This is a genomic window from Pseudomonas sp. DR48 (genome assembly GCF_019823085.1).
GTDB lineage: Bacteria > Pseudomonadota > Gammaproteobacteria > Pseudomonadales > Pseudomonadaceae > Aquipseudomonas.
On record NZ_CP081946.1, the window covers coordinates 2,961,071 to 2,986,339 of the forward strand.

Sequence of the window (25,269 nt, forward strand, 5' to 3'; positions counted from 1 at the left end):
TCACAGGTACGCGGCGTTGGCCGCATCAAGGCGGCCCTGGGCGAGCAGGATCAATTCGCAGAATTCACGAGCGGCACCCTCGCCACCGCGGGCCAGGGTAATGCCATGGGCGTTTTCACGTACGAAGCTGGCGGCATTGGCCACCGCCATGCCCAGGCCAACGCGGCGAATCACCGGCAGGTCTGGCAAGTCGTCACCCAAATAGGCAACTTGTTCATAGCTTAGGTTGAGTTGGGCCAGAAGTTCGTCCAGCACCACCAGTTTGTCTTCGCGCCCCTGATAAAGGTGTGGAATGCCGAGGTTCTTCGCCCGACGTTCGACCACCGGGGTCTTGCGGCCGCTGATGATAGCGGTCTGCACGCCGGCTGCCATCAACATCTTGATGCCTTGGCCGTCGAGGGTGTTGAACGTCTTGAATTCGCTACCGTCTTCAAGGAAGTACAACCGTCCGTCGGTCAGCACGCCGTCGACGTCGAACACCGCGAGTTTGATCTGTTTGCCGCGTTGCAGCAGGTCCGTGCTCATTACATTACTCCTGCACGCAGCAAGTCGTGCATGTTCAAGGCGCCGACCGGCCGGTCGTCGCTGTCGACCACGACCAGCGCGTTGATCTTATGGTCTTCCATGATTTTCAGGGCTTCGGCCGCAAGCATTTCGGCGCGGGCGGTTTTGCCGTGTGCGGTCATGACCTGATCGATGGTGGCGCTGTGGATGTCGATGCTGCGGTCCAGGGTGCGACGCAAATCACCGTCCGTGAAGATGCCGGCGAGTTTGCCATCGGCTTCCAGGATCACGGTCATGCCGAGGCCCTTGCGGGTCATTTCCATCAGCGCGTCCTTTAGCAGGGTGCCGCGCTGGACCTGCGGCAGCTCTTGTCCGGCGTGCATGACGTTTTCGACTTTCAACAACAGGCGTCTGCCCAACGCGCCACCCGGGTGTGAAAAGGCGAAATCTTCAGCGGTAAAGCCGCGGGCTTCCAGCAGCGCGACGGCCAGGGCATCGCCCATGACCAGTGCAGCGGTGGTTGAAGAGGTCGGTGCCAGGTTCAGCGGGCAGGCTTCGTGCTCGACGTGAACGTTGAGGTTGACCTCGGCAGCCTTGGCCAGCGGCGAATCGGGGTTGCCGGTGAGGCTGATCAATTTGATGCCCAGGCGTTTGATCAAGGGCAGCAGGGTAACGATTTCATTGGTGGAGCCGGAGTTCGACAGGGCCAGGATGATGTCGTCACGCGTAATCATGCCCATGTCGCCATGACTGGCTTCGGCCGGGTGCACGAAAAAGGCCGTGGTGCCGGTGCTGGCCAGTGTGGCGGCAATCTTGTTGCCGATATGTCCCGACTTGCCCATGCCGACCACGACCACGCGGCCTTTGCTGGCCAGAATCATCTCGCAAGCGCGTACGAAATCTGCGTCGATATGGGGCAGCAAGCCTTGTACGGCTTCCAGCTCGAGGCGGATGGTGCGTTGGGCGGATTGAATCAGGTCGCTGGATTGGCTCATGTCAGAAATCGTATAGCCTGATGAAAAGGCGGCGATTATAGCGGTAATGATCGAAACCCTCACGCAAGTTCGTCATGCTTTGTTGTTCCCGGTTACCAAATACTCGTCGAACAAGGTTTTTTGCCTGTCATCTTGCTGAACATGCCCCGGCTTGGGCCTTGGGCGCTTGCCCTTTGCAGTGATATAGTTCGCCGCCAGTTCGGCCTGCCCGGGGAGGTATGTGCTTTCGTCAGAGAGCCAGGCGTCCGAGTGAGAGGCTGCATCGCAAGGAGTTTAGATGAGTGCCGATAACGCCTACGCGGTCGAGCTGAAGGGACTGACCTTCAAGCGCGGTGCGCGCAGCATTTTCAATAACGTCGATATCCGTATCCCGCGCGGCAAGGTCACCGGCATCATGGGGCCTTCCGGGTGTGGCAAGACCACGCTGTTGCGCTTGATGGGCGCACAGTTGCGTCCCACCAAGGGCGAAGTCTGGGTCAACGGCCAGAACCTGCCAAAGCTGTCGCGCAGCGATTTGTTCGATGCGCGTAAACACATGGGCGTGCTGTTTCAGAGCGGCGCGCTGTTCACCGACCTCGATGTGTTCGAGAACGTCGCCTTTCCGCTGCGCGTCCACACCGAGCTGCCGGAAGAAATGATCCGCGACATCGTTCTGCTCAAATTGCAGGCCGTGGGCTTGCGTGGCGCAATCGACCTGATGCCTGACGAGTTGTCCGGCGGCATGAAGCGTCGTGTCGCGCTGGCGCGGGCGATTGCCCTCGATCCGCAGATCCTCATGTATGACGAGCCTTTTGTCGGCCAGGACCCAATCGCCATGGGCGTGCTGGTGCGCCTGATCCGTTTGCTCAACGATGCGCTGGGCATTACCAGTATCGTGGTGTCTCACGATCTGGCCGAGACCGCGAGCATCGCCGATTACATTTATGTAGTGGGTGACGGGCAAGTATTGGGGCAGGGCACTCCCGAAGAGTTGATGAATTCGCAGGAACCGCGCATTCGTCAATTCATGACAGGTGATCCCGACGGTCCGGTCGCATACCACTTTCCAGCGACGGATTACCGCGCAGATCTTCTGGGGAAGCGTTGATGCGCAAGATTTCACTGATAGAACGCGTGCGCCGGTTCGGCCATTCCGCCATTGATGCGCTGGCGGTGTTCGGTCGTTCGGCGATTTTCCTGTTTCATGCCTTGCTCGGTCGTGGTGGCATCGGCGGCGGTTTTGGCCTGCTGATCAAGCAACTGCATTCGGTGGGCGTGATGTCCCTGGTGATCATCGTGGTCTCCGGGGTATTCATCGGCATGGTGCTGGCGCTGCAAGGCTTCAACATCCTGTCCAGTTATGGTTCCGAGCAGGCGGTCGGCCAGATGGTTGCGCTGACGCTGTTGCGTGAGCTGGGCCCCGTGGTCACGGCATTGCTGTTCGCCGGGCGCGCCGGTTCCGCGTTGACTGCCGAAATCGGCAACATGAAATCCACCGAACAGTTGTCCAGTCTGGAAATGATTGGTGTCGACCCGCTCAAGTACATCGTTGCCCCACGCCTGTGGGCCGGCTTCATTTCCCTGCCGGTGCTGGCGATGATTTTCAGCGTGGTGGGTATCTGGGGCGGTTCCTGGGTGGCAGTCGACTGGCTGGGTGTGTATGAAGGTTCCTACTGGTCCAACATGCAAAACAGCGTGACGTTCACTGACGATGTGCTCAACGGCATCATCAAAAGCATCGTCTTTGCCTTTGTCGTGACCTGGATTGCCGTATTCCAAGGCTATGACTGCGAGCCCACATCCGAGGGGATCAGTCGTGCCACTACCAAGACCGTGGTGTATGCCTCTTTGGCTGTACTCGGCCTGGACTTTATTCTGACCGCCTTGATGTTTGGAGATTTCTGATGCAAAACCGCACCCTGGAAATCGGTGTCGGCCTTTTCTTGCTGGCTGGCATCCTGGCTTTGCTGTTGCTGGCGTTGCGGGTGAGTGGCCTGTCCCCGAGCGCTACAACAGACACCTATAAACTTTATGCTTACTTCGACAATATCGCCGGTTTGACGGTCAGAGCTAAAGTGACCATGGCCGGTGTGACCATCGGCAAGGTCACGGCTATCGATCTGGATCGCGACAGTTTCACTGGTCGGGTGACCATGCAGGTGGAAAAACGTGTAGATAATCTACCGACTGACTCCACTGCATCTATCCTGACTGCTGGCCTGTTGGGCGAAAAATACATCGGTATCAGCGTGGGCGGCGAATCCGCCTTGCTCAAGGACGGTGGGATAATCCACGACACCCAGTCGTCGCTGGTACTCGAGGACCTGATCGGTAAATTCCTGCTCAATACCGTTAGCAAAGACGCCAAATGAGGAGCTTTTGAATGATCTCTACCTTGCGACGTGGCCTGTTGGTAATACTGGCGGCCCTGCCGTTGATGGCTAACGCCGTGGCAGCGCCTTCCGCGCACGAACTGGTTCAGGACACCACGAACCGGATGCTGGCCGACCTGTCGGCCAACAAAGAGAAGTACAAAAAGGATCCGCAGGATTTTTACACGGCGTTGAACACCATCGTCGGTCCTGTGGTGGATGCCGAGGGCATCTCCAAAAGCATCATGACGGTCAAGTACTCGCGCAAAGCCACGCCTGCGCAGATGAAGACCTTTGAAGAAAACTTCAAGCGGGGCCTGTTCCAGTTCTATGGCAATGCCCTGCTCGAATACAACAACCAGGGCATCACCGTCGATCCTGCCAAGGATGAGTCGGGTGATCGCACCAGCGTTGGCATGACCGTAAAAGGCAACAACGGGGCGATCTATCCCGTGTCGTACACACTCGAGAAGATCAATGGCGAGTGGAAGCTGCGTAACGTGATCATCAACGGTATCAATATCGGCAAGCTGTTCCGCGATCAATTCGCGGATGCGATGCAGCGCAATGGCAACGACCTGGACAAGACCATCAATGGTTGGGCCGGGGAAGTGGCCAAGGCCAAGGAAAAAACCGCCGATGCTTCCGAGAAGTCTGCCCAATGAGTGTGTCGGCCATTCGCATGAGCGAAACCGGCGAGCTGCGGCTTAGCGGGATGCTGGATTACCGGACCGGCCCCGGCCTGCGCAAGCAGGGGGAGGCGCTGATCAAGGCCAGCAAGGCCGACACCCTGGTGGTCGATTGTTCGGCGGTATTGAAGTCCAGCAGCGTGGGCTTGTCCCTGCTGCTGTGCTTCATACGCGATGCAGAGGCGGCCGGCAAGAAGCTGAGCATCCGCGGGATGCCTGAAGACATGCGCGAAATCGCTCAGGTCAGCGAATTGACCGAGCTGTTGGCGCATCCCTAATCCACATCTATAAAGAAGCCCCCCGTCAGAGTCCTGCTTAGCGGGGTTCGCAGGCGCGGGGCTTTTTTGTATGATGTCCGACCCGCGCGCACAGGGCGCCGATTGAGGTTGAGCATGCAGGCCGTAGAAGTTAAGAGCTTCCTTGAAGGAAAGCTGCCAGGAATCCAGGTGGAAGTTGAAGGCGAAGGCTGCAACTTTCAGCTGAACGTGATTAGCGATGAACTGGCGGCACTGAGCCCGGTCAAGCGTCAGCAGAGCATCTATGCCCATTTGAACCCATGGATCGCCGATGGCAGCATCCATGCGGTCACTATGAAATTTTTCAGCAGCGCGGCCTGGGCCGAGCGCACCTGAGCCCAAGGGCGTCGAGATTCTTATGGATAAATTGATTATTACCGGTGGCGTTCGTCTTGATGGCGAAATCCGCATCTCCGGGGCAAAGAACTCTGCCCTGCCGATCCTGGCTGCCACGCTGCTGTGCGATGGCCCGGTGACCGTGGCCAACCTGCCGCACCTGCACGACATCACCACCATGATCGAGCTGTTCGGTCGCATGGGCATCGAGCCTGTGATCGACGAGAAGCTCAGCGTCGAAATCGACCCGCGCACCATCAAGACCCTGATCGCTCCGTACGAACTGGTGAAAACCATGCGTGCGTCGATCCTGGTGCTGGGCCCGATGGTAGCGCGTTTCGGTGAAGCCGAAGTCGCACTGCCTGGCGGTTGCGCCATCGGCTCGCGTCCGGTTGACCTGCACATTCGCGGTCTTGAAGCGATGGGCGCGGTCATCGACGTCGAAGGCGGCTACATCAAGGCCAAGGCGCCTGAAGGTGGCTTGCGCGGCGCGCACTTCTTCTTCGATACCGTGAGCGTGACCGGTACCGAAAACATCATGATGGCGGCCGCTCTGGCCAAGGGCCGCAGCGTGTTGCAGAACGCCGCTCGCGAACCTGAAGTCATCGACCTGGCGAACTTCCTGATCGCCATGGGTGCCAAGATCACTGGCGCCGGCACTGACACCATCATCATCGATGGCGTCGAGCGTCTGCACCCGACCACTTATAAAGTGATGCCTGACCGTATCGAAACCGGCACCTACCTGGTGGCGGCCGCTGTGACGGGCGGTCGTGTGAAGGTCAAGGATACCGATCCGACCATCCTTGAAGCCGTTCTGGAAAAACTTCGCGAATCGGGTGCCGAAATCACCTGCGGCGAAGACTGGATCGAGCTGAACATGCACGGCAAGCGGCCAAAGGCTGTCAACGTGCGTACCGCCCCATACCCGGCGTTCCCGACTGACATGCAGGCGCAGTTCATCTCCCTCAACGCCATTGCCGAAGGCACCGGTGCCGTGATCGAGACGATCTTCGAAAACCGCTTCATGCACGTGTACGAACTGCACCGCATGGGCGCCAAGATCCAGGTCGAAGGCAACACTGCCATCGTTACCGGTACCGAGAAGCTCAAAGGCGCGCCAGTAATGGCCACCGACCTGCGTGCATCGGCCAGCCTGGTGATCTCGGCCCTGATCGCCGAAGGTGACACCCTGATCGACCGCATCTACCACATCGACCGTGGTTACGAGTGCATCGAAGAGAAACTGCAAATGCTCGGCGCCAAGATCCGCCGCGTACCGGGCTAGTTTCTGCTGCAGGGCGCAAGGACGCGCCCATTGGTTTCTTTCAAGTCGAGGGTGTCTTTTCATTACGAGAAAGCCCTCGAAGTGTGTCCGGCGCCATTTGCGACCGGGCATCAGTAGCCTGATAAGGACTGACGTTTCCCATGTTGACCATCGCACTGTCCAAGGGCCGCATCCTTGACGACACCCTGCCGCTTCTGGCTGAAGCGGGCATCGTGCCGACCGAGAATCCGGACAAGAGCCGCAAGCTGATCATTCCCACGACTCAGGCCGATGTGCGCCTGCTGATCGTGCGCGCCACCGATGTGCCGACGTATGTCGAGCACGGTGCCGCGGACCTGGGCGTCGCCGGTAAAGATGTGCTGATGGAATATGGCGGCCAGGGTTTGTACGAGCCTCTGGACCTGCGAATTGCCCTGTGCAAGCTGATGACTGCCGGCCGTGTCGGTGATGTCGAGCCCAAGGGCCGTCTGCGGGTGGCGACCAAGTTCGTCAACGTTGCCAAGCGCTACTACGCCGAACAGGGTCGTCAGGTCGATATCATCAAGCTCTACGGCTCGATGGAACTGGCACCGCTGATCGGTCTGGCCGACAAGATCATCGACGTGGTCGACACCGGCAACACGCTTCGGGCCAACGGCCTGGAGCCCCAGGATTTCATTGCCGACATCAGCTCCCGGCTGATCGTCAACAAAGCTTCGATGAAGATGCAACACGCCCGTATCCAGGCGTTGATCGACACCCTGCGCAAGGCAGTGGAGTCTCGACACCGCGGCTGATTCACCTGCGCGACGTTAAGTCGCGCCCGTCTATCCGCCTCATAGCCAGAATTCTCAGGTGCCCAAGCGGATCGATGGTAGCTTCGGGCGCCTGAGTTTTTGCCAATCCTATGAGGCTCTCGCTATGACCGCACCGACTGCAATTCGCCGACTCAACGCTGCTGACCCGGATTTCGCACATCATCTGGATCATCTGCTGAGCTGGGAAAGTGTGTCTGACGACTCGGTCAATCAGCGAGTGCTGGACATCATCAAAGCCGTGCGTGAACGTGGCGACGCGGCGCTGGTGGACTTTACCCGGCAGTTCGACGGCCTTGACGTTGCCTCCATGGCGGACCTGATCCTGCCGCGCGAACGCCTGGAACTGGCGCTGACACGGATCACCGTGCCCCAGCGCGAAGCCCTGGAAAAAGCCGCCGCCCGCGTACGCAGCTACCACGAAAAACAAAAGCAGGAATCCTGGACCTACACCGAAGCCGACGGCACGGTGCTGGGCCAGAAGGTTACGCCTCTGGACCGCGCCGGCCTGTATGTGCCGGGCGGCAAGGCGTCGTACCCGTCTTCCGTGCTGATGAACGCGATTCCAGCCAAAGTGGCTGGCGTGACCGAAGTGGTCATGGTGGTGCCGACCCCGCGTGGTGAAATCAACGAACTGGTGCTGGCGGCAGCCTGCATCGCCGGCGTCGACCGCGTGTTCACCATCGGCGGCGCGCAAGCGGTTGCCGCGCTGGCCTACGGCACCGAAAGCGTGCCGAAAGTCGACAAAGTGGTCGGCCCGGGCAACATCTATGTCGCCACCGCCAAACGCCACGTGTTCGGCCAGGTCGGTATCGACATGATCGCCGGCCCATCGGAAATCCTTGTAGTGTGCGACGGTCACACCGATCCGGACTGGATCGCCATGGACCTGTTCTCACAGGCCGAGCACGACGAAGACGCCCAGGCGATTCTGGTCAGCCCGGACGCCGAGTTTCTCGACAAGGTCGCCGCCAGCATCGCCAAACTGCTGCCAACCATGGAGCGCGCCGAGATCATCGAAACCTCGATCAATGGCCGTGGGGCATTGATCAAGGTTCGCGACATGGAGCAAGCCATCGAGGTGGCCAACCGTATTGCGCCGGAGCACCTGGAATTGTCGGTCGCCGATCCGCAGGCCTGGTTGCCGCAGATCCGTCACGCAGGCGCGATTTTCATGGGGCGTCACACGTCTGAAGCCTTGGGCGATTACTGCGCAGGTCCCAACCACGTGCTGCCGACCTCCGGCACCGCGCGGTTCTCCTCGCCGCTCGGCGTTTACGACTTCCAGAAGCGCTCGTCGATCATCTTCTGCTCCGAGCAGGGCGCATCCGAACTGGGCAAGACCGCTTCGGTGCTGGCCCGTGGCGAATCGCTGACCGCTCACGCGCGCAGCGCCGAATACCGCATCGTTGACGAACAAAAGGACAACTGAGATGAGTAAATTCTGGAGCCCGTTCGTCAAGGATCTGGTGCCTTACGTGCCGGGCGAGCAGCCGAAGCTGACGAAGCTGGTCAAGCTCAACACCAACGAAAACCCGTACGGCCCATCGCCCAAAGCCTTGGCGGCGATGCAGACCGAGCTCAATGACAACCTGCGTTTGTACCCGGACCCGAACAGCGACGTGCTCAAGCAAGCCGTTGCCCGGTATTACGGCGTACAGAGCAATCAGGTGTTCCTCGGCAACGGTTCCGATGAAGTCCTGGCGCACGTTTTCCACGGCTTGCTGCAGCACGATAAGCCGCTGTTGTTCCCGGACATCAGCTACAGCTTCTATCCGGTTTACTGCGGCCTGTACGGCATCAAGTTCGACGCGGTGCCGCTGGATGAGCAGTTCCGGATCAACCCGGCGGACTACGCCAAGCCAAACGGCGGGATCATTTTCCCCAACCCGAATGCGCCAACCGGTTGCCTGCTGGCGCTGGACGCGGTCGAGCAAATCCTCAAGGCCAGCCCGGATTCAGTCGTGGTGGTGGATGAGGCTTACATCGATTTTGGCGGCGAGACGGCGATCGGCCTGGTGGACCGTTATCCGAACCTGTTGGTGACCCAGACCTTGTCCAAGTCCCGTTCGCTGGCCGGCCTGCGTGTTGGCCTGGCGGTGGGGCATCCGGACCTGATCGAGGCGCTGGAGCGGATCAAGAACAGCTTCAACTCTTATCCGTTGGATCGCTTGGCGAATGTCGGTGCAGCCGCCGCTTTTGATGATCGCGAGTATTTCGACAAGACCTGCCGATTGGTCATCGAGAATCGTCAGTGGGTCGTTGCGCAATTGGAAGGGAAGGGCTTTGAAGTGTTGCCGTCGGCGGCAAACTTCATCTTCGCGCGTCATCCCAAGCACGACGCGGCTGGCGTGGCAGCGAAGCTGCGTGAGCAGGGTGTGATCGTTCGGCACTTCAAGCAGGAGCGGATTGCCCAGTTCCTGCGGATTTCGATTGGTACGCCTGAGCAGAACCAGGCACTGATCGACGGCCTCGGCGACCTCTGAAATACACCTCAGACTGATCGTTCCCACGCTCTGCGTGGGAATGCCGCCATGGACGCTCTGCGTCCACTGTGACGCGGAGCGTCACGGGATGCATTCCCACGCGGAGCGTGGGAACGATCATCAGGAGGGGCTGTTTACTCTTCTTCTTTCTCTTTGACCGGCGCCGGTGGCGGACGCAAACCGATTTCAGCGGTGAGATTCAACTCTTTGCCATTGCGCATCACCTGGATCGTGACCTTGTCAGTGGGCTTGATCCGCGCCACCTGGTTCATCGAACGGCGGCCATCGCCGGCCGGTTCACCGTCGATACTGAGGATCACGTCGCCCAATTGCAGGCCGGCCTTCTGTGCCGGACCGTCACGGAAAATCCCCGCCACCACGATGCCCGGACGTCCCGACAGACCAAACGACTCCGCCAGTTCCTGACTCAAAGGTTGTACTTCGATACCCAGCCAGCCACGAATCACCTGGCCGTGCTCGATGATCGACTTCATCACTTCCATGGCCAGTTTGATCGGGATCGCAAAACCAATACCTTGGGAGCCACCGGACTTGGAAAAAATCGCCGTGTTGATGCCGGTCAGGTTGCCGTTGGCATCGACCAGCGCACCCCCGGAGTTGCCGGGGTTGATCGCCGCGTCGGTCTGGATGAAGTCTTCGTAGTTGTTCAGGCCCAGCTGATTACGCCCGGTGGCGCTGATGATGCCCATGGTCACGGTCTGGCCGACGCCGAACGGGTTGCCGATAGCCAGGGCGACGTCACCGATGCGAATGTTGTCGGAGCGGCCGACGGTAATCGACGGCAGGTTTTTCAGGTCGATCTTCAGGACCGCGAGGTCGGTTTCCGGGTCGCTGCCGATCACTCGGGCCAGGGTTTCACGGCCATCCTTGAGCGCGACCACGATCTGGTCGGCGCCGCTGGTCACGTGGTTGTTGGTCAGCAGGTAACCTTCCGGGCTCATGATCACGCCTGAACCGAGGCTCGACTCCATGCGCTTCTGCTTGGGCGAATTGTCGCCGAAGAAGCGACGGAACTGCGGATCCTCGAACAGCGGATGGTTGGGTTTGTTGATGACTTTGGTGGTGTACAGGTTGACCACCGACGGCGCGGCGATGGTCACGGCATCGGCATAGGACACCGGTCCCTGTTGCGTCATGGTGGTTTGCGGGGCTTGCTGCAAGTTCACGTCGAGGCTTGGAAGCCCGACCCACTGCGGGTAACGCTGAATTATCAACAGAGCGATAAGCACGCCGGCCAACAGCGGCCAGCCGAAAAAACGCAGCGCCTTGAGCATTAAGCACGTCCTGAAAGGTTGCAGGCGGTATGAGACCGCCCATAATGTTGCGCATTATACGAGGCGCAGCGCGCCTCTGAACGGGATATTTAGGAGTCTTTTATGGCCGTCGCTCTGAGCACCCTGGTCGAAGAAGCCGACCGTTACCTTAACAGTGCCAGGATCGCCGATTACTGCCCCAACGGGTTGCAGGTCGAAGGCCGGCCGCAAGTGATGCGCATTGTCAGTGGCGTCACCGCCAGCCAGGCATTGCTGGATGCTGCCGTCGAGGCGCACGCCGATCTGGTGCTGGTGCATCACGGCTATTTCTGGAAAGGCGAGAACCCGTGCATCACCGGGATGAAGCAGCGTCGGTTGAAAACCCTGCTCAAGCACGACATCAGCCTGTTGTCCTATCACTTGCCACTGGATCTGCATCCGGACGTCGGCAACAACGTGCAACTGGCGCGTCAGCTCGACATCACGGTCGAAGGTCCGCTGGATCCGGACAACCTCAAAGTCGTCGGCCTGGTCGGCTCGTTGAGCGAACCGATGACACCCCGGGATTTCGCCCGCCGTGTGCAGGAAGTCATGGGGCGCGAGCCGCTGTTGATTGAAGGCAGCGAGATGATCCGTCGGGTTGGCTGGTGCACCGGTGGTGGTCAGGGTTACATCGACCAGGCGGTTTTGGCCGGCGTCGATCTGTACCTCAGTGGTGAAGCGTCCGAGCAAACTTTCCACAGCGCCCGGGAGAACGACATCAGCTTCATCGCCGCCGGCCACCATGCGACCGAGCGCTACGGCGTTCAGGCCCTGGGTGAATACCTGGCGCGACGCTTTGCGCTGGAGCACATCTTCATCGATTGCCCGAATCCGATCTGATCAACACCACATTGGTCTTCAGTGCCCAAACGAGGGGGTATATTCATATACCCTTTCGATCTAGTCGGCGTCCTGATTAGAAGAGGTCGCTGTGCTAGGATTCCCCGCTCGAACACGGCCCGCTGGCCGTCCATAAGATCGTTTTCGTGAGTAGCCATGGTCGACAAACTGACGCATCTGAAACAGCTGGAGGCCGAAAGCATCCACATCATCCGCGAGGTCGCCGCCGAGTTCGATAACCCGGTGATGCTGTACTCCGTCGGTAAAGATTCCGCCGTGATGCTGCACCTTGCGCGCAAGGCATTTTTCCCGGGCAAACTGCCGTTCCCGGTGATGCACGTCGACACCCGGTGGAAGTTCAAGGAAATGTACGCGTTCCGCGACCGCATGGTCGAAGAACTCGGCCTGGACCTGATCGTGCACGTGAACCCCGATGGCGTCGCGCAGGGCATCAACCCGCTGACCCACGGCAGTGCCAAGCACACCGATATCATGAAAACCGAAGGCCTGAAACAAGCCCTCGACAAGTATGGTTTCGATGCCGCTTTCGGCGGTGCCCGTCGCGACGAAGAGAAATCCCGTGCCAAAGAGCGCGTGTATTCCTTCCGCGACACCAAGCACCGCTGGGATCCGAAAAACCAGCGCCCGGAGCTGTGGAACGTCTACAACGGCAACGTCAACAAGGGCGAATCCATTCGTGTGTTCCCGTTGTCGAACTGGACCGAACTGGACATCTGGCAGTACATCTACCTCGAAGGCATCCCGATCGTGCCGCTGTATTTCGCCGCCGAGCGCGACGTCATCGAGATGAATGGCACCTGGATCATGATCGACGACGAACGCCTGCTCAATCACCTGAGCGATGAAGACAAGGCGCGCATCGTCAAGAAGAAGGTCCGCTTCCGTACGCTCGGCGACTACCCGCTGACCGGTGCGGTCGAGTCCGAGGCCACCAGCCTGACCGACATCATTCAGGAAATGCTCCTGACGCGAACTTCCGAACGCCAGGGCCGGGTCATCGATCACGATGGCGCCGGCTCGATGGAAGAAAAGAAACGTCAGGGGTATTTCTAAGCTTTGAGTTACAAGCGGCAAGCTGCAAGTTAAGGGCGGTATGCGTAACGTTGTGGTTTGGCGCTTGTGGCCGGTTGCTGCGAGCCGTGACGGATGACTCGCAATGGATTTCGAGAAGCTGATTGTCTGGCAGAGAAGCAAATGTTTGGCGGTAAGGATCTATAGAGAGTTTGCGGGATGCGGCGACTTTGGTTTCAAGGATCAAATTACCCGTTCTGCACTTTCGGTGCCCTCTAACATTGCTGAAGGGATGGAGCGTTGTGGTGCCAAGGAAAAAATACATTTTCTTTGGGTGGCAAAAGCTTCATGTGGTGAGTTACGGACTCAGATCCTCATCGGCCGTGATATTGCCTACATCGCTGATCCTCTGGCTGACGATTGGATTAAAGAAACCCGCGAGCTTTCAAGAATGCTATGCGGCTTGATCAACAAAATTTCTGAGTAGCTGTACGCCGACAAGCTTGCCGCTTGAAGCTTACAGCTTGGAGCTCGAATGCAATGAGTCACGTATCTGATTTGATCAGCGAGGACATCCTCGCCTACCTGGGCCAGCACGAACGCAAGGAAATGCTGCGCTTTCTGACCTGTGGCAACGTCGACGACGGCAAGAGCACCCTGATCGGGCGCCTGCTGCACGACTCCAAGATGATCTACGAAGATCACCTGGAAGCCATCACCCGCGACTCGAAAAAAGTCGGTACCACCGGCGAAGACATCGACCTGGCGTTGCTGGTCGACGGCCTGCAGGCCGAGCGTGAGCAGGGCATCACCATCGATGTCGCTTACCGCTACTTCTCCACCGCCAAGCGCAAATTCATCATCGCCGACACCCCGGGCCATGAGCAGTACACCCGCAACATGGCCACCGGTGCGTCTACCTGTGACCTGGCGATCATCCTGGTCGACGCCCGTTACGGCGTGCAGACCCAGACCCGTCGCCACAGCTTCATTGCCTCGTTGCTGGGCATCAAGCACATCGTGGTCGCCATCAACAAGATGGACCTGAACGGCTTCGACGAAACCGTCTTCGAGTCGATCAAGGCCGATTATCTGAAGTTCGCCGAAGGCATCGCCTTCAAGCCGACCACCATGGCCTTCGTGCCGATGTCGGCGCTCAAGGGCGACAACGTGGTGAACAAGTCCGAGCGCTCGCCGTGGTACACCGGCCAGTCGCTGATGGAAATTCTCGAGACCGTCGAGATCGCCAACGACCGCAACTACACCGACCTGCGTTTCCCGGTGCAGTACGTTAACCGTCCAAACCTGAACTTCCGTGGTTTCGCCGGCACCCTGGCCAGCGGCGTCGTGCACAAGGGCGACGAAGTCGTTGTGCTGCCGTCGGGCAAGAGCAGTCGCGTAAAATCCATCGTCACCTTCGAAGGTGAACTGGAACACGCCGGTCCTGGCCAAGCGGTAACGCTGACCATGGAAGACGAGATCGACATCTCTCGCGGCGACTTGCTGGTGCACGCCGACAACCAGCCGCAAGTGACTGACGCCTTCGACGCCATGCTGGTGTGGATGGCTGAAGAACCGATGCTGCCGGGCAAGAAATACGACATCAAGCGCGCCACGTCCTACGTGCCGGGTTCGATCACCAGCATCGTCAACCGCGTTGACGTGAACACGTTGGAAGAAGGTCCGGCCAGTTCGCTGAACCTGAACGAGATCGGCCGGGTCAAGGTCAGCCTCGACGCCGCCATCGCGCTGGACGGTTACGCGAGCAACCGCACCACCGGTTCGTTCATCGTTATCGATCGCTTGACCAATGGCACCGTCGCGGCCGGCATGATCATCGCCCAGCCGTCGGCGCATGGCAGCAGCACGCACCACGGCAAACTGGCCCACGTCGCCACCGAAGAACGCGCCCAGCGCTTCGGCCAGCAACCGGCCACCGTGCTGTTCAGCGGCTTGTCGGGCGCGGGCAAAAGCACCCTGGCCTATGCGGTTGAACGCAAGCTGTTCGACATGGGCCGTGCAGTGTTCGTACTCGATGGCCAGAACCTGCGTCACGACCTGAACAAAGGTCTGCCACAGGATCGCGCCGGTCGTACCGAGAACTGGCGTCGTGCGGCGCACGTTGCGCGTCAGTTCAACGAAGCCGGTCTGCTGACGCTGGCAGCGTTCGTTGCACCGAGTGCCGAAGGTCGTGAGCAAGCCAGGGAGCTGATCGGCAAGGAGCGTCTGCTGACGGTCTACGTCCAGGCCTCGCCGACAGTCTGTGCCGAGCGTGACCCGCAGGGCCTGTACGCGGCGGCCGGGGATAACATCCCGGGCGATTCCTTCCCGTACGACGTGCCGCTGGACGCCGACCTCGTGGTCGACACCCAGTCGCTGTCGCTGGAAGAAAGCGTCAAGCAAGTGCTGGATCTGCTGCGTAAACGCGGCGCGATCTAAGCCTTCGCCGCTCCAATAAAAAACCCGCCGATGAGCAATCCTCGGCGGGTTTTTTGTGTCTGGTGATTTCCAAACGTGGGAGCGGGCTTGCTCGCGAAAGCGGTGTATCAGTCGACATCAATGTTGAATGCCAGACCGCTTTCGCGAGCGAGCCCGCTCCCACAGGGGATCAGTGTTTGGCGGGATACTCGCGGTGCATCTGCTCCAGCAACGCGTCCTTGTCATCCCACATCTGATTGATCCACCCCTGAAACTGCAACCGGTACTCGCCATCCTGGTCGTAGTTCTTACCGATGAACTGCGGCGGAATCTTCAATTCCTGAAAGTGCACCACCACATCTTTCACGTTCCCGCAGAGCAAATCCCAATACCCCGGACGCCCGCCCGGGTAGTGAATCGTCACGTTGACGATCGATTCCAGTTGCTCACCCATCGCATCCAGCACAAACGCAATGCCACCGGCCTTGGGTTTTAGCAGGTATTTGAACGGCGACTTCTGTTGGGCATGTTTGCCCTTGGTGAAGCGCGTGCCTTCGACGAAGTTGAAAATCCCCACCGGATTGCTGCGGAACTTGTCGCAGGTCTTGCGGGTGGTTTCCAGGTCTTTGCCTTTCTTCTCCGGGTGCTTTTCCAGGTAGGCCTTGGAGTAGCGCTTCATGAACGGAAAGCCCAGGGTCCACCAGGCCAGGCCAATCACCGGCACCCAGATCAGCTCTTGTTTGAGAAAGAACTTCAGCGGCTGGATACGCCGGTTGAGCACGTATTGCAGGACCATGATGTCGACCCAGCTCTGGTGGTTGCTGGTGATCAGGTAGGAGTGCTGATAGTCCAGGCCTTGCAGGCCGCTGAGGTGCCAGCGGGTGCGGCAGACCAGGTTCATCCAGGCTTTGTTGTTGCTGATCCAGGCTTCATGGGTATGGCTCATCAGCCAGCGGGTGAACCGCTGGGTGAGGGCAAACGGCAGCACTTTGAAAATCGCCACGAGGAACAGAAACGAGCAAAGCAGAATCGTGTTCAAAGCCAACAGCAGCGAGGCAATCACGCCGCGCACGGGTGCAGGTAGAAAATCCAGCATTTAAAGATCCAAAGGTCGGTTGGCAGCTTGAATCGCGGTCAACGCGATGGTGTAGACGATGTCGTCGACTTGCGCGCCGCGCGGCAGATCGTTCACCGGTTTGCGCAGGCCTTGCAGCATCGGCCCCAGGCTCACGCAGTCAGCGCTACGTTGCACGGCTTTGTGCGTGGTGTTGCCGGTGTTCAGGTCCGGGAACACGAACACCGTGGCGCGACCGGCGACCTGGCTGTTCGGCGCCAGTTGCCGGGCCACGGTTTCGTTGGCGGCGGCGTCGTATTGCAATGGGCCGTCGATCAGCAGCGAGTTTTGTTGCTCGTGGGCGAGCAGCGTGGCTTCACGAACTTTCTCGACTTCTTCACCGCTGGCCGATTCTCCGCTGGAGTAGCTGATCATCGCCACGCGCGGCGTGATGCCGAACGCTGCCGCCGAGTCAGCGCTTTGCAAGGCAATCTCGGCCAGTTCGCTGGCGCTCGGGTGCGGGTTCATCACGCAGTCGCCGTAGACCAGCACTTCTTCGGGAAACAGCATGAAGAACACCGAAGACACCAGCGTGCAGCCCGGCGCCGTTTTAATCAGCTGCAGGGCCGGGCGTATGGTGTTGGCGGTGGAGTGAATGACCCCGGACACCAGGCCATCGACTTCATCCAGCGCCAGCATCATGGTGCCAATCACCACGGTGTCTTCAAGTTGCTGCTCGGCCATCGGCGCGTTGAGGCTTTTGCTTTTGCGCAGCGCCACCATCGGCTCGACGTAGCGTTCGCGGATCAGGTCCGGGTCGAGAATCTCGAGTCCCGGCGGCAACTCGATGCCTTGTGCGCGAGCCACAGCCTCGACGTCTTCCGGTTTGGCCAGCAACACACAACGGGCAATGCCGCGCGCCTGACAGATCGCCGCCGCTTGCACGGTCAGCGGCTCGCTGCCTTCGGGCAGGACGATGCGTTTGTTGGCGGCCTGGGCGCGCTGGATCAATTGATAACGGAACACCGCGGGCGACAGGCGCATTTCCCGTGGCGTGCCGCAACGTTGGTGCAGCCAGTTGGCGTCGAGGTGGCTGGCGACGAAATCGGTGATGATTTCCGCGCGCTCGCGGTCGTCGATCGGGATTTCCTTGTTCAAGCCGTTCAACTGGTTGGCGGTGTCGTAGGAGCCCGTGCTCACCGACAGCACCGGCAGGCCAGCCTGCAGCGCGCCACGGCACAGGTCCATGATGCGTGGGTCGGGCAGGGTGTCGCTGGTCAGCAACAGGCCGGCCAAGGGCACGCCGTTCATCGCCGCGAGGCTGACCGCAAGGATAATGTCGTCACGATCGCCAGGAGTCACCACCAGCACGCCGGGCTTGAGCAGCTCCACAGTGTTGCGCATGGTGCGCGCACAGATAATGATTTTGGTCATGCGCCGGGTTTCGTAATCGCCGGCATTGAGGATTTGCGCGCCCATCAGGTCAGCGACGTCGCGGGTGCGCGGTGCGTTCAGTTCCGGCTGGAACGGGATGCAGCCGAGCAGGCGGAAATCACCGCTGCGCAGCAACGGCGAGTGTTCCTTGAGGCGCGAGGCGAAGGCCTCCATGCTTTCGTCGGTCTTGACCTTGTTGAGGATCACTCCGAGGACTTTCGGGTCTTTCGGCCCGCCAAACAATTGCGCCTGCAACTCCACGCGGCCGGAGAGTTCGGTCAGGGCTTCGCTTTCCGGCGCGGAGACCAGAATCACGTCGGCATCGAGGCTCTTGGCCAGGTGCAGATTGACCCGGGCGGCATAACTGGCGCTGCGGGTCGGCACCATGCCTTCGACGACCAGCACATCCTTGCCAATGGCCGCTTGCTGATAAAGGGTGATGATTTCTTCGAGCAACTCATCCAGTTGACCGTCGCCCAGCATGCGCTCGACGTGGGCCAGGCCCAGCGGTTGAGGCGGCTTCAAACCGTGCGTGCGCGCCACCAGTTCGGTGGAACGCTCAGGTCCGGTGTCGCCCGGGTGGGGCTGGGCAATCGGTTTGAAAAAACCGACCTTGAGGCCGGCGCGCTCAAGGGTGCGCACCAGCCCGAGGCTGATGGAGGTCAGACCCACACCAAAATCGGTGGGCGCGATAAAAAAAGTTTGCATGCGAATTCTCTGAGGGAGCATGGCAAAGGTGATCATCTATGGCTGACGATCTACCGAAATTCAGTGGTCAAGGTTATCGCTAACCGAGCCTTGTGCGCACCAACCACAATCAAAGGGCTGGCCTATTTTTTCAATACGTTGCGCGGGGTCCAGGACCCAGGCGCGAGATTGCCACGGTGGCTGGTGACGCAAGTGTTGAGTGTGGCCGCAGGAAAGCTCGGCAACCCAATGTCCGTCCTCATCCTGATGAAAGCCTGTGACCTTTGAACCTTTCGCCGCGTTCCGTCTGTCCGGGTTGTGTTCGCTTTCGGGCGATTGCTTCGCTAAACTTGGTCTTTCTTCATTCTTATGCAAAAGGTCTCGCCCCATGCTGATCGCCGCCAATAAGGCTGTCTCCATCGACTATACCCTGACCAACGACGCTGGTGAGGTCATCGACAGCTCCGCCGGCGGCGCGCCGCTGGTTTACCTGCAAGGCGCAGGTAACATCATTCCGGGCCTGGAAAAGGCTCTGGAAGGCAAAGCAGTCGGCGACGAGCTTAAAGTTGCCGTTGAACCTGAAGATGCCTACGGCGAATACGCTGCCGAACTGGTCAGCACCCTGAGCCGCAGCATGTTCGAAGGTGTCGACGAACTGGAAGTGGGCATGCAGTTCCACGCTTCCGCTCCAGATGGCCAGATGCAGATTGTTACCATCCGTGATCTGGACGGCGACGAAGTCACCGTCGACGGCAACCATCCGTTGGCCGGTCAGCGCCTGAATTTCCAGGTCAAGATCATCGACATCCGTGATGCCAGCCAGGAAGAAATCGCGCATGGTCACGTCCATGGCGAAGGTGGCCATCACCACTGATTTTCTGCGCTAAGCTCAGAGAACTGGAGAGGCGCCCGAGGGCGCCTTTTTAGTCCGCGGCTGTCCTTGGTGACATCGCCAAGTGGCTGTTTCGAGTAGAACACGGGAATTTGGAGTTCGTCATGAGTGCTTTTCACGACCTTAAATTGACAGCCCTGGATGGTCAGGAGCTACCTCTGGCGCCTTTCAAGGGGCGTGTCGTGCTGGTGGTCAACGTTGCCTCCAAATGTGGTTTGACCCCACAGTACGCGGCACTGGAAAACCTCTACCAGCAATTCAAGGACAAGGGTTTCAGTGTGCTGGGCCTGCCGTGCAACCAGTTTGCCGGGCAGGAACCGGGCACTGAGCAGGAGATTCAGGAATTCTGCAGCCTCAACTATGGCGTGACCTTTCCGTTGTCCAGCAAGCTGGAAGTCAACGGGCACGATCGTCATCAGCTGTACCGTCTGTTGGCGGGTGAGGGCGCGGAGTTTCCGGGAGACATCACCTGGAACTTCGAGAAATTCCTGCTGGGCAAGGACGGGCGTGTGTTGGCCCGCTTCTCGCCACGCACGGCGCCGGATGATCCGACGATCGTTCATGCGATTGAAAAAGCGCTGAGCTGAGTCGCAAAAAGAAATCGCAGCCTTCGAGCTGCGATTTTTTTATGCCTGCCTTTTGACCCTTAATCACCCAGATCAATAGTGCTGTGCATCGCCTGCATCTACGCATATTATCGCCGTCATAAAATTCATGTCCCGTCGATAGTGTTTTCGTGGAGTGCCCCATGCCAGTCAAAGCCCTGTTCAAACCGTTCCATCTCGGCACCCTCGAATTGCCGACCCGCGTCGTTATGGCGCCGATGACCCGCTCGTTTTCGCCGGGCGGCGTGCCCAACTCCAAAGTCATCGAATACTACCGTCGTCGCGCCGCTGCCGGCGTAGGCCTGATCATCACCGAAGGCACCACCGTCGGCCACAAGGCATCCAATGGCTACCCGAACGTGCCGCATTTCTATGGTGACGCTGCACTGGCCGGCTGGAAGAAAGTGGTCGATGCGGTCCACGCCGAGGGCGGCAAGATCGTTCCACAGCTGTGGCATGTCGGCAGCGTGCGTCGCATCGGCACCGAGCCGGACGCCAGCGTGCCGGGTTACGGCCCGTCGGAAAAATTGAAGGACGGTCAGGTCGTGGTTCACGGCATGACCAAGCAAGATATCCAGGACGTGATCGCCGCATTCGCCCAGGCCGCCAAAGATGCCCAGAGCATTGGCATGGACGGCATTGAGATCCACGGTGCCCACGGCTACCTCGTGGACCAGTTCTTCTGGGAAGGCAGCAACCAGCGCACCGACGAATACGGCGGCGACCTGGCTGGCCGTTCGCGTTTTGCCATTGAGCTGATCCAGGCGGTGCGTGCCGCAGTCGGCGAAGGCTTCCCGATCATCTTCCGTTTTTCGCAGTGGAAGCAGCAGGATTACACCGCGCGCCTGGTACAAACCCCGGAAGCGTTGGGCGAGTTCCTCAAGCCGTTGTCCGACGCCGGCGTGGATATTTTCCACTGCTCGACGCGCCGTTTCTGGGAGCCGGAGTTCGATGGCTCCGAGCTGAACCTGGCCGGCTGGACGCGTAAACTCACTGGCAAGCCGACCATCACCGTGGGCAGCGTGGGCCTGGATGGCGAGTTCCTGCAGTTCATGGTCAACACCGACAAGATCGCGCAGCCGGCCAGCCTGGAAAAACTCCTGGAGCGCCTGAACAACGACGAGTTCGACCTGGTGGCGGTAGGGCGTGCGCTGCTGGTGGACCCGGACTGGGCACAGAAAGTACGTGACGGGCGTGAGGAAGACATCCTGCCCTTCAGCCGTGAGGCGTTGATGACCTTGGTTTAAGCGGCGACTGGAAGGGCCCCTTCGCGAGCAAGCTCGCTCCCACAGTGGTTCTGTGTCGATCACAAAACCTGTGGGAGCGAGCTTGCTCGCGATGACTGACTTAAAGTCAACGAAAGCTCAGGGGACAGTCGATGCATTCGGCACCACCAACTCCCGCACACAAGCCCCCCGCAACTGCCCCTCGAACTGATCGATAATCGCCGCCCAACCCTGGCGACTTGCATGCTGGCGCGCATTCAGGCGCACGCAGCGCAAGGTTTCCCTTTCTTCCAGCAACCAGCACAGCGCATCGCAGAACGCCTCCTCATCCCCGGGCATCGCCAGCACGCCGTTGTAGCCATGACGAATATGCTGTGCCGCGGCCGCCTGATCGTAAGCCACCACACCCAATCCCGAGGCCAGGGCCTCAAGCACCACGTTGCCGAAAGTTTCGGTCATGCTCGGAAACAGGAACACGTCTCCCGATGCGTAATGGCTGGCCAACGCTTCACCGCGTTGTGAGCCGCAGAAAATCGCTTCAGGCAGTTCCTGCTCCAGAATCGCTCGCTGTGGTCCGTCGCCGACCACAATCATTTTCAACGTGCGCTGTGGATAAGTGGCTTTCAGCGCGTCGAAACAGCGCTTGAGCAGGCCTAGGTTTTTCTCCTGGGCCAAACGTCCTACGTGAACGACGGCAATATCATCCTCGCCCAATCCCCACTGTTCGCGCAGTGACGTCAGTCTTTTGGAGGGATGAAACAGTTGGCTGTCGACCCCACGAGAGAGCAGCGCCAGGCGCTCGAAATGCCGGCGTTCCAGTTCCAGTCGCTGGCTGACACTCGGCACCAGTGTCAGTGTCGAGCGATTGTGAAACCAGCGCAGGTAATGGGTCAGCAGGCGAGTGAGCAAGCCGAGCCCATACTGGCTGGAGTACTGCTGGAAATTGGTGTGAAAGCCGCTGACCACGGAGATCCCCAAGCGCCGCGCCGCACGCAACGCCGACAATCCCAGCGGTCCTTCCGTGGCGATGTAGAGCACGTCCGGGCGATGCCGCTTCCAGCGCCTGAGCAACTTGTGCATCGACGACTGACCCCATTGCAATCCGGGATAACCCGGCAGCGGCCAGCCCCGACACAGCAGCAACCCGTCGTCGCTGGCCGCCAGCAGGTCGCCACCCTGACGAGGTCGCACCAGCTCCACTTGATGGCCGCGCGCGCGCAAACCATCGCACAAGCGGCCAAGGGTATTGGCCACGCCGTTGATTTCCGGTGGGAAGGTTTCGGTGATCAGAGTGATATGCAGAGCTGTCGTCATGACCTCAGTGTCGGCTGAGGCCATGTCGTCATTGTGGCGCTTTGATGATGGATTTATGACGATGAAGTCATTAGGGGCGGCAGATAGCGCCAGTCATTACCGTTCCGGGGGAGCGAAGGCAACCGAACGGGTTATCGGTTTTACCTCCTTCATCGTGTTGGCCGCGTGCAGTAATCCCCACAAGCGCTGCCCCGTCGGTTGCATCCATGGAATCAGATGCGACCAAATTTTCTCGGCTGACAGGTGATCGGGCTCATCGGCCCAGACTTGTATGCCTGCGCCCTTCATCGCCGGGTGGTTTGAATCGATGATCGTCACGCTTTGCCCGGCGTTGTCCATGAAATGGTTGGGGCGCCAGAAATCGTAAAGTCCATAAGGCGAATGCTTGCGATCCACCAGATTGCTCCAGCCGGATCGGATGACAAAGTAAAAGTCGCCGTGGGCATTGAGCACGCTGTACCCGGCGTCGATCAGCGCTTGTACGTTTTTCTCACTGCGAACACTGCCCCAGATACTCCAGCAAAGTATTTCAACGGCTGTATCGACCTGGATCAGTTGATTGTCCTGAACGACAGCGTCGTTCCACATACGTGCAGTCTTGCCGTGCTCGCGCAGGAAACCCGCCAGCTCATTGACGAATTGTCGGACGCCATCGCGCGATCGGGCGCCGGGCTTTCCCGAGGCCTGCCGTGCGTACTCAGCCAGTTGTGGCGTGTTGTCGGAGCTGATCGGAGCGAGGAAATACTCGTCGGCTTCCAGATTGACATGGGTGCAGTCTGGAAACAGGTCGAACACGTCCTTGAGGAGTTCTTTGACGAAGCGGCGTGCGGCCGGAATGCTGAAATCCAGCGCTTTGGGCACAACGGTGCCATCGCTCAGCTGCAGTTGAAATTCGGGCTTGTTGCGCAGTATGAATTTCATATGCCCAGGCGATTCAATCCCGGGAATGACGTTGATGTGGTACGAAGCGGCGGTGTCGAGTATCTCTTTGAGCTCCGCTGTGCTCCAGGCATCCGCACTGGACAGGTCTGGGTGAGAAGGAAAGACGATCCGCACACCCTCATTGTCAGTGAGGTGAAGATACAGCGTATTGAGCTGGTTCCACGCCATCTCGCGCAGCAGGTTTTTGATCCATTCCGGGCTGTAATACTTGCGCCCGACATCCAGCAGAACAGAGCGCTCGGCATAAGCGGGGGCGTCAATGACCACGCCGGGGGCAAGTGTGGCGCAAACCCGTACCGCTTTATGCAAGGTCGTCAACGCCCGGGCCATGGCTTCCAGGGTTTTCGCGGTGACGCGAATGGCATCGGCAATATCGATGCGGTAGGCCTCGTTCAGACCTTTGGCGGGTATTGGCACTTGCGCAGTATCTGGCGCAGACAGATTCAACAGGACATCACCGCGACTCTGTTGCGGACTGCCTGACGCGAGCATTACAGCGGGTGGTTGGCTGAGACCGGCGGCAACGGCAACCCCGAATGCCAATCGTGTTGCCAATGGGCGGATGCGCTCATCGTCGATGAGAATACGTGTGCTGTCGTTAAGGGTGCAGGCGGCGCCGGCAACAGGCTGGGCATGCCGTACCGCCGGACTCAGGCCAGTCCATGCAAAGCGTTCGCTTGGCGTGTTTGCATTCGGGGGGATTGCCTTCGCGGCAGATGAGAGGGGTGGGCTGGCGGGGGATCGCATTGAACAACATCTCCATGAAATGAGGTCACGTCTCTTCCTTGAACGCATGAGAATTCATGCAGGTGGACCTCATCATCTATTGGAGATGTCATTCCTGATATTGGCTACTGTCAGCAATAGCCGGTTATACAAAACCGCGAACGCTAGAGATGTTCAGGCGACGCTTTTTTCCAGCGCGTCAGCGCCACGCTCACGCACCCAAAACAGGGTCGCTCCGGCCACAGCTGCCGGCATCATCAAAATGTTGACCACCGGAATCAGCAGCACCAGATAAACGATCCCGCCGAAACTCATGCTCTGCCAGCGTTTCTGCCGCAGCCAGGCGAGCATCTCGTTCCAGCCCAGTTTGTGGTTATCCGCCGGGTAGTCGATGTACTGGATCGCCATCATCCATACCCCGAACAGCAGCCACAGCGGCGCGGCGATGATGTTCACCACGGGGATGAAGGAGAGGATGAACAGCCCGATCGCTCGTGGCAGGAAATAGCCGAGCTTGCGCATTTCCCGGGACAGGGTGCGGGGGATCATGGCAATCAGTTCGCCCCAGCTGAAGGTCGGGAAGTCGTCGGTGCCGCGCACCACCACTTCGACTTTTTCCGCCAGGAAGCCGTTGAACGGCGCGGCGATGACGTTGGCGAGCATCGTGAAGGTAAAGAACACCATCAGCACCACCAGCACGACAAAAATCGGCCAGAGGATGTAACTGAGAAAACTCAGCCAGTCGGGCAGCGACGGCATCAGCGTATCGACCCACAGGCTGAATTGGTGGCCGGCCAGATAGATCAATCCGACGAACAGCACCAGGTTGATTGCCAGGGGCAACAAAACGAACAAACGCAGGCTGGGGCTCAGGACCAGCTTGAGGCCTTCGCGCAGGTATTGCGGGCCGGACAGAACGGGGGCGGGCATAACGGGCTCCGAGCAAGGGGTAAACGCGCCGACCTTACCGGCTTTGCCTGACGGGCGAAAGCGCGGCAGCGACATCGACATTAACTGTAACAAAGGCGCCTATAAATCCATCGT

Annotated in this window: 26 protein-coding genes; 17 read left to right on the top strand and 9 right to left on the bottom strand. The window is 59.4% G+C overall.

The window, feature by feature from the left end:
- Both K5K95_RS13300 and K5K95_RS13305 read right to left on the bottom strand, forming a co-directional pair.
- Entirely contained in the window at positions 1 to 525 is a 525-nt protein-coding gene (locus K5K95_RS13300) for a KdsC family phosphatase (RefSeq protein WP_090175466.1), read from the bottom strand.
- Complete coding sequence (locus K5K95_RS13305; protein ID WP_222589792.1) at positions 525 to 1,499, bottom strand: KpsF/GutQ family sugar-phosphate isomerase; 975 nt, start codon at positions 1,497 to 1,499, stop codon at positions 525 to 527. The genes K5K95_RS13300 and K5K95_RS13305 overlap by 1 nt, the downstream gene beginning before the upstream one ends.
- 277 nt (positions 1,500 to 1,776) lie before the next feature.
- Between K5K95_RS13305 and K5K95_RS13310 the strand changes: the two genes are divergently transcribed.
- From K5K95_RS13310 to hisC, 10 genes are all read left to right on the top strand, one after another.
- A complete protein-coding gene (locus K5K95_RS13310) occupies positions 1,777 to 2,586 on the top strand; it encodes an ATP-binding cassette domain-containing protein (RefSeq protein ID WP_017336546.1) in 810 nt (269 codons plus the stop codon).
- Positions 2,586 to 3,383: a lipid asymmetry maintenance ABC transporter permease subunit MlaE gene (gene mlaE / locus K5K95_RS13315; protein ID WP_090175460.1), complete on the top strand. Its 798-nt coding sequence runs from the start codon at positions 2,586 to 2,588 to the stop codon at positions 3,381 to 3,383. Before K5K95_RS13310 ends, mlaE begins: the two co-directional genes overlap by 1 nt.
- Entirely contained in the window at positions 3,383 to 3,850 is a 468-nt protein-coding gene (mlaD, locus tag K5K95_RS13320) for an outer membrane lipid asymmetry maintenance protein MlaD (RefSeq protein WP_222589793.1), read from the top strand. The genes mlaE and mlaD overlap by 1 nt, the downstream gene beginning before the upstream one ends.
- Before the next feature lie 11 nt (positions 3,851 to 3,861).
- Positions 3,862 to 4,515, top strand: a complete 654-nt coding sequence (locus K5K95_RS13325) for a phospholipid-binding protein MlaC (protein ID WP_222589794.1) — start codon at positions 3,862 to 3,864, stop codon at positions 4,513 to 4,515.
- Positions 4,512 to 4,817, top strand: coding sequence for a lipid asymmetry maintenance protein MlaB (locus K5K95_RS13330; RefSeq protein WP_222589795.1), 306 nt, complete (start codon positions 4,512 to 4,514; stop codon positions 4,815 to 4,817). The genes K5K95_RS13325 and K5K95_RS13330 overlap by 4 nt, the downstream gene beginning before the upstream one ends.
- Before the next feature lie 114 nt (positions 4,818 to 4,931).
- On the top strand, positions 4,932 to 5,171 hold the full coding sequence (locus tag K5K95_RS13335; RefSeq protein ID WP_008070578.1) for a BolA family protein: 240 nt from the start codon (positions 4,932 to 4,934) through the stop codon (positions 5,169 to 5,171).
- 22 nt (positions 5,172 to 5,193) lie between these two features.
- The gene (murA, locus tag K5K95_RS13340) at positions 5,194 to 6,459 is read left to right on the top strand and encodes a UDP-N-acetylglucosamine 1-carboxyvinyltransferase (RefSeq protein ID WP_222589796.1); all 1,266 of its coding nucleotides are present in this window, start codon (positions 5,194 to 5,196) and stop codon (positions 6,457 to 6,459) included.
- A gap of 140 nt (positions 6,460 to 6,599) precedes the next feature.
- Positions 6,600 to 7,235: an ATP phosphoribosyltransferase gene (gene hisG / locus K5K95_RS13345; protein ID WP_007901570.1), complete on the top strand. Its 636-nt coding sequence runs from the start codon at positions 6,600 to 6,602 to the stop codon at positions 7,233 to 7,235.
- 124 nt (positions 7,236 to 7,359) lie between these two features.
- Positions 7,360 to 8,685 (top strand): histidinol dehydrogenase, encoded by a 1,326-nt coding sequence (gene hisD / locus K5K95_RS13350; protein WP_222589797.1) that lies wholly within the window; start codon positions 7,360 to 7,362, stop codon positions 8,683 to 8,685.
- 1 nt (position 8,686) lies between these two features.
- On the top strand, positions 8,687 to 9,739 hold the full coding sequence (gene hisC, locus K5K95_RS13355; RefSeq protein WP_222589798.1) for a histidinol-phosphate transaminase: 1,053 nt from the start codon (positions 8,687 to 8,689) through the stop codon (positions 9,737 to 9,739).
- A gap of 134 nt (positions 9,740 to 9,873) precedes the next feature.
- Here hisC and algW read toward each other — a convergent pair whose 3' ends face one another.
- On the bottom strand, positions 9,874 to 11,034 hold the full coding sequence (algW, locus tag K5K95_RS13360; RefSeq protein WP_222589799.1) for a Do family serine endopeptidase AlgW: 1,161 nt from the start codon (positions 11,032 to 11,034) through the stop codon (positions 9,874 to 9,876).
- 102 nt (positions 11,035 to 11,136) lie between these two features.
- Here algW and K5K95_RS13365 point away from each other — a divergent pair, with 102 nt between their 5' ends.
- From K5K95_RS13365 to cysN, 4 genes are all read left to right on the top strand, one after another.
- The gene (locus tag K5K95_RS13365; RefSeq protein WP_222589800.1) at positions 11,137 to 11,895 is read left to right on the top strand and encodes a Nif3-like dinuclear metal center hexameric protein; all 759 of its coding nucleotides are present in this window, start codon (positions 11,137 to 11,139) and stop codon (positions 11,893 to 11,895) included.
- 156 nt (positions 11,896 to 12,051) lie between these two features.
- Entirely contained in the window at positions 12,052 to 12,969 is a 918-nt protein-coding gene (cysD, locus tag K5K95_RS13370; RefSeq protein WP_090175435.1) for a sulfate adenylyltransferase subunit CysD, read from the top strand.
- Between the two features lie 103 nt (positions 12,970 to 13,072).
- Complete coding sequence (locus K5K95_RS13375) at positions 13,073 to 13,414, top strand: four helix bundle protein (protein WP_222589801.1); 342 nt, start codon at positions 13,073 to 13,075, stop codon at positions 13,412 to 13,414.
- Positions 13,415 to 13,467: 53 nt separating this feature from the next.
- Positions 13,468 to 15,366: a sulfate adenylyltransferase subunit CysN gene (gene cysN / locus K5K95_RS13380; RefSeq protein ID WP_222589802.1), complete on the top strand. Its 1,899-nt coding sequence runs from the start codon at positions 13,468 to 13,470 to the stop codon at positions 15,364 to 15,366.
- Positions 15,367 to 15,535: 169 nt separating this feature from the next.
- On the opposite strand, the gene K5K95_RS13385 is transcribed toward cysN, so the two are convergent.
- The 3 genes from K5K95_RS13385 to K5K95_RS13395 are packed head-to-tail and all read right to left on the bottom strand — an operon-like array spanning position 15,536 to position 18,940.
- Positions 15,536 to 16,441, bottom strand: coding sequence for an acyltransferase (locus K5K95_RS13385; protein WP_222589803.1), 906 nt, complete (start codon positions 16,439 to 16,441; stop codon positions 15,536 to 15,538).
- A complete protein-coding gene (pta, locus tag K5K95_RS13390; protein ID WP_090175429.1) occupies positions 16,442 to 18,541 on the bottom strand; it encodes a phosphate acetyltransferase in 2,100 nt (699 codons plus the stop codon).
- 60 nt (positions 18,542 to 18,601) lie between these two features.
- Positions 18,602 to 18,940, bottom strand: coding sequence for a DUF3565 domain-containing protein (locus K5K95_RS13395; protein ID WP_222589804.1), 339 nt, complete (start codon positions 18,938 to 18,940; stop codon positions 18,602 to 18,604).
- Between K5K95_RS13395 and K5K95_RS13400 the strand changes: the two genes are divergently transcribed.
- The 3 genes from K5K95_RS13400 (at position 18,909) to K5K95_RS13410 (ending at position 21,264) form a co-directional block, all read left to right on the top strand.
- Positions 18,909 to 19,394, top strand: coding sequence for a peptidylprolyl isomerase (locus K5K95_RS13400; protein ID WP_208669974.1), 486 nt, complete (start codon positions 18,909 to 18,911; stop codon positions 19,392 to 19,394). The two genes, K5K95_RS13395 and K5K95_RS13400, sit on opposite strands and share 32 nt — an antisense overlap.
- Positions 19,395 to 19,516: 122 nt before the next feature.
- The gene (locus K5K95_RS13405; protein WP_208669973.1) at positions 19,517 to 19,999 is read left to right on the top strand and encodes a glutathione peroxidase; all 483 of its coding nucleotides are present in this window, start codon (positions 19,517 to 19,519) and stop codon (positions 19,997 to 19,999) included.
- 161 nt (positions 20,000 to 20,160) lie between these two features.
- Positions 20,161 to 21,264, top strand: a complete 1,104-nt coding sequence (locus tag K5K95_RS13410; RefSeq protein WP_222589805.1) for an NADH:flavin oxidoreductase — start codon at positions 20,161 to 20,163, stop codon at positions 21,262 to 21,264.
- A gap of 117 nt (positions 21,265 to 21,381) precedes the next feature.
- Here the strand turns inward: K5K95_RS13410 and K5K95_RS13415 are convergent, their stop codons facing one another.
- From K5K95_RS13415 to cysZ, 3 genes are all read right to left on the bottom strand, one after another.
- Complete coding sequence (locus K5K95_RS13415; RefSeq protein WP_222589806.1) at positions 21,382 to 22,581, bottom strand: glycosyltransferase family 4 protein; 1,200 nt, start codon at positions 22,579 to 22,581, stop codon at positions 21,382 to 21,384.
- 72 nt (positions 22,582 to 22,653) lie between these two features.
- Complete coding sequence (locus K5K95_RS13420) at positions 22,654 to 24,294, bottom strand: family 20 glycosylhydrolase (protein ID WP_261398152.1); 1,641 nt, start codon at positions 24,292 to 24,294, stop codon at positions 22,654 to 22,656.
- Between the two features lie 105 nt (positions 24,295 to 24,399).
- The gene (cysZ, locus tag K5K95_RS13425; protein ID WP_222589807.1) at positions 24,400 to 25,155 is read right to left on the bottom strand and encodes a sulfate transporter CysZ; all 756 of its coding nucleotides are present in this window, start codon (positions 25,153 to 25,155) and stop codon (positions 24,400 to 24,402) included.
- Between the last annotated feature and the right edge of the window lie 114 nt (positions 25,156 to 25,269).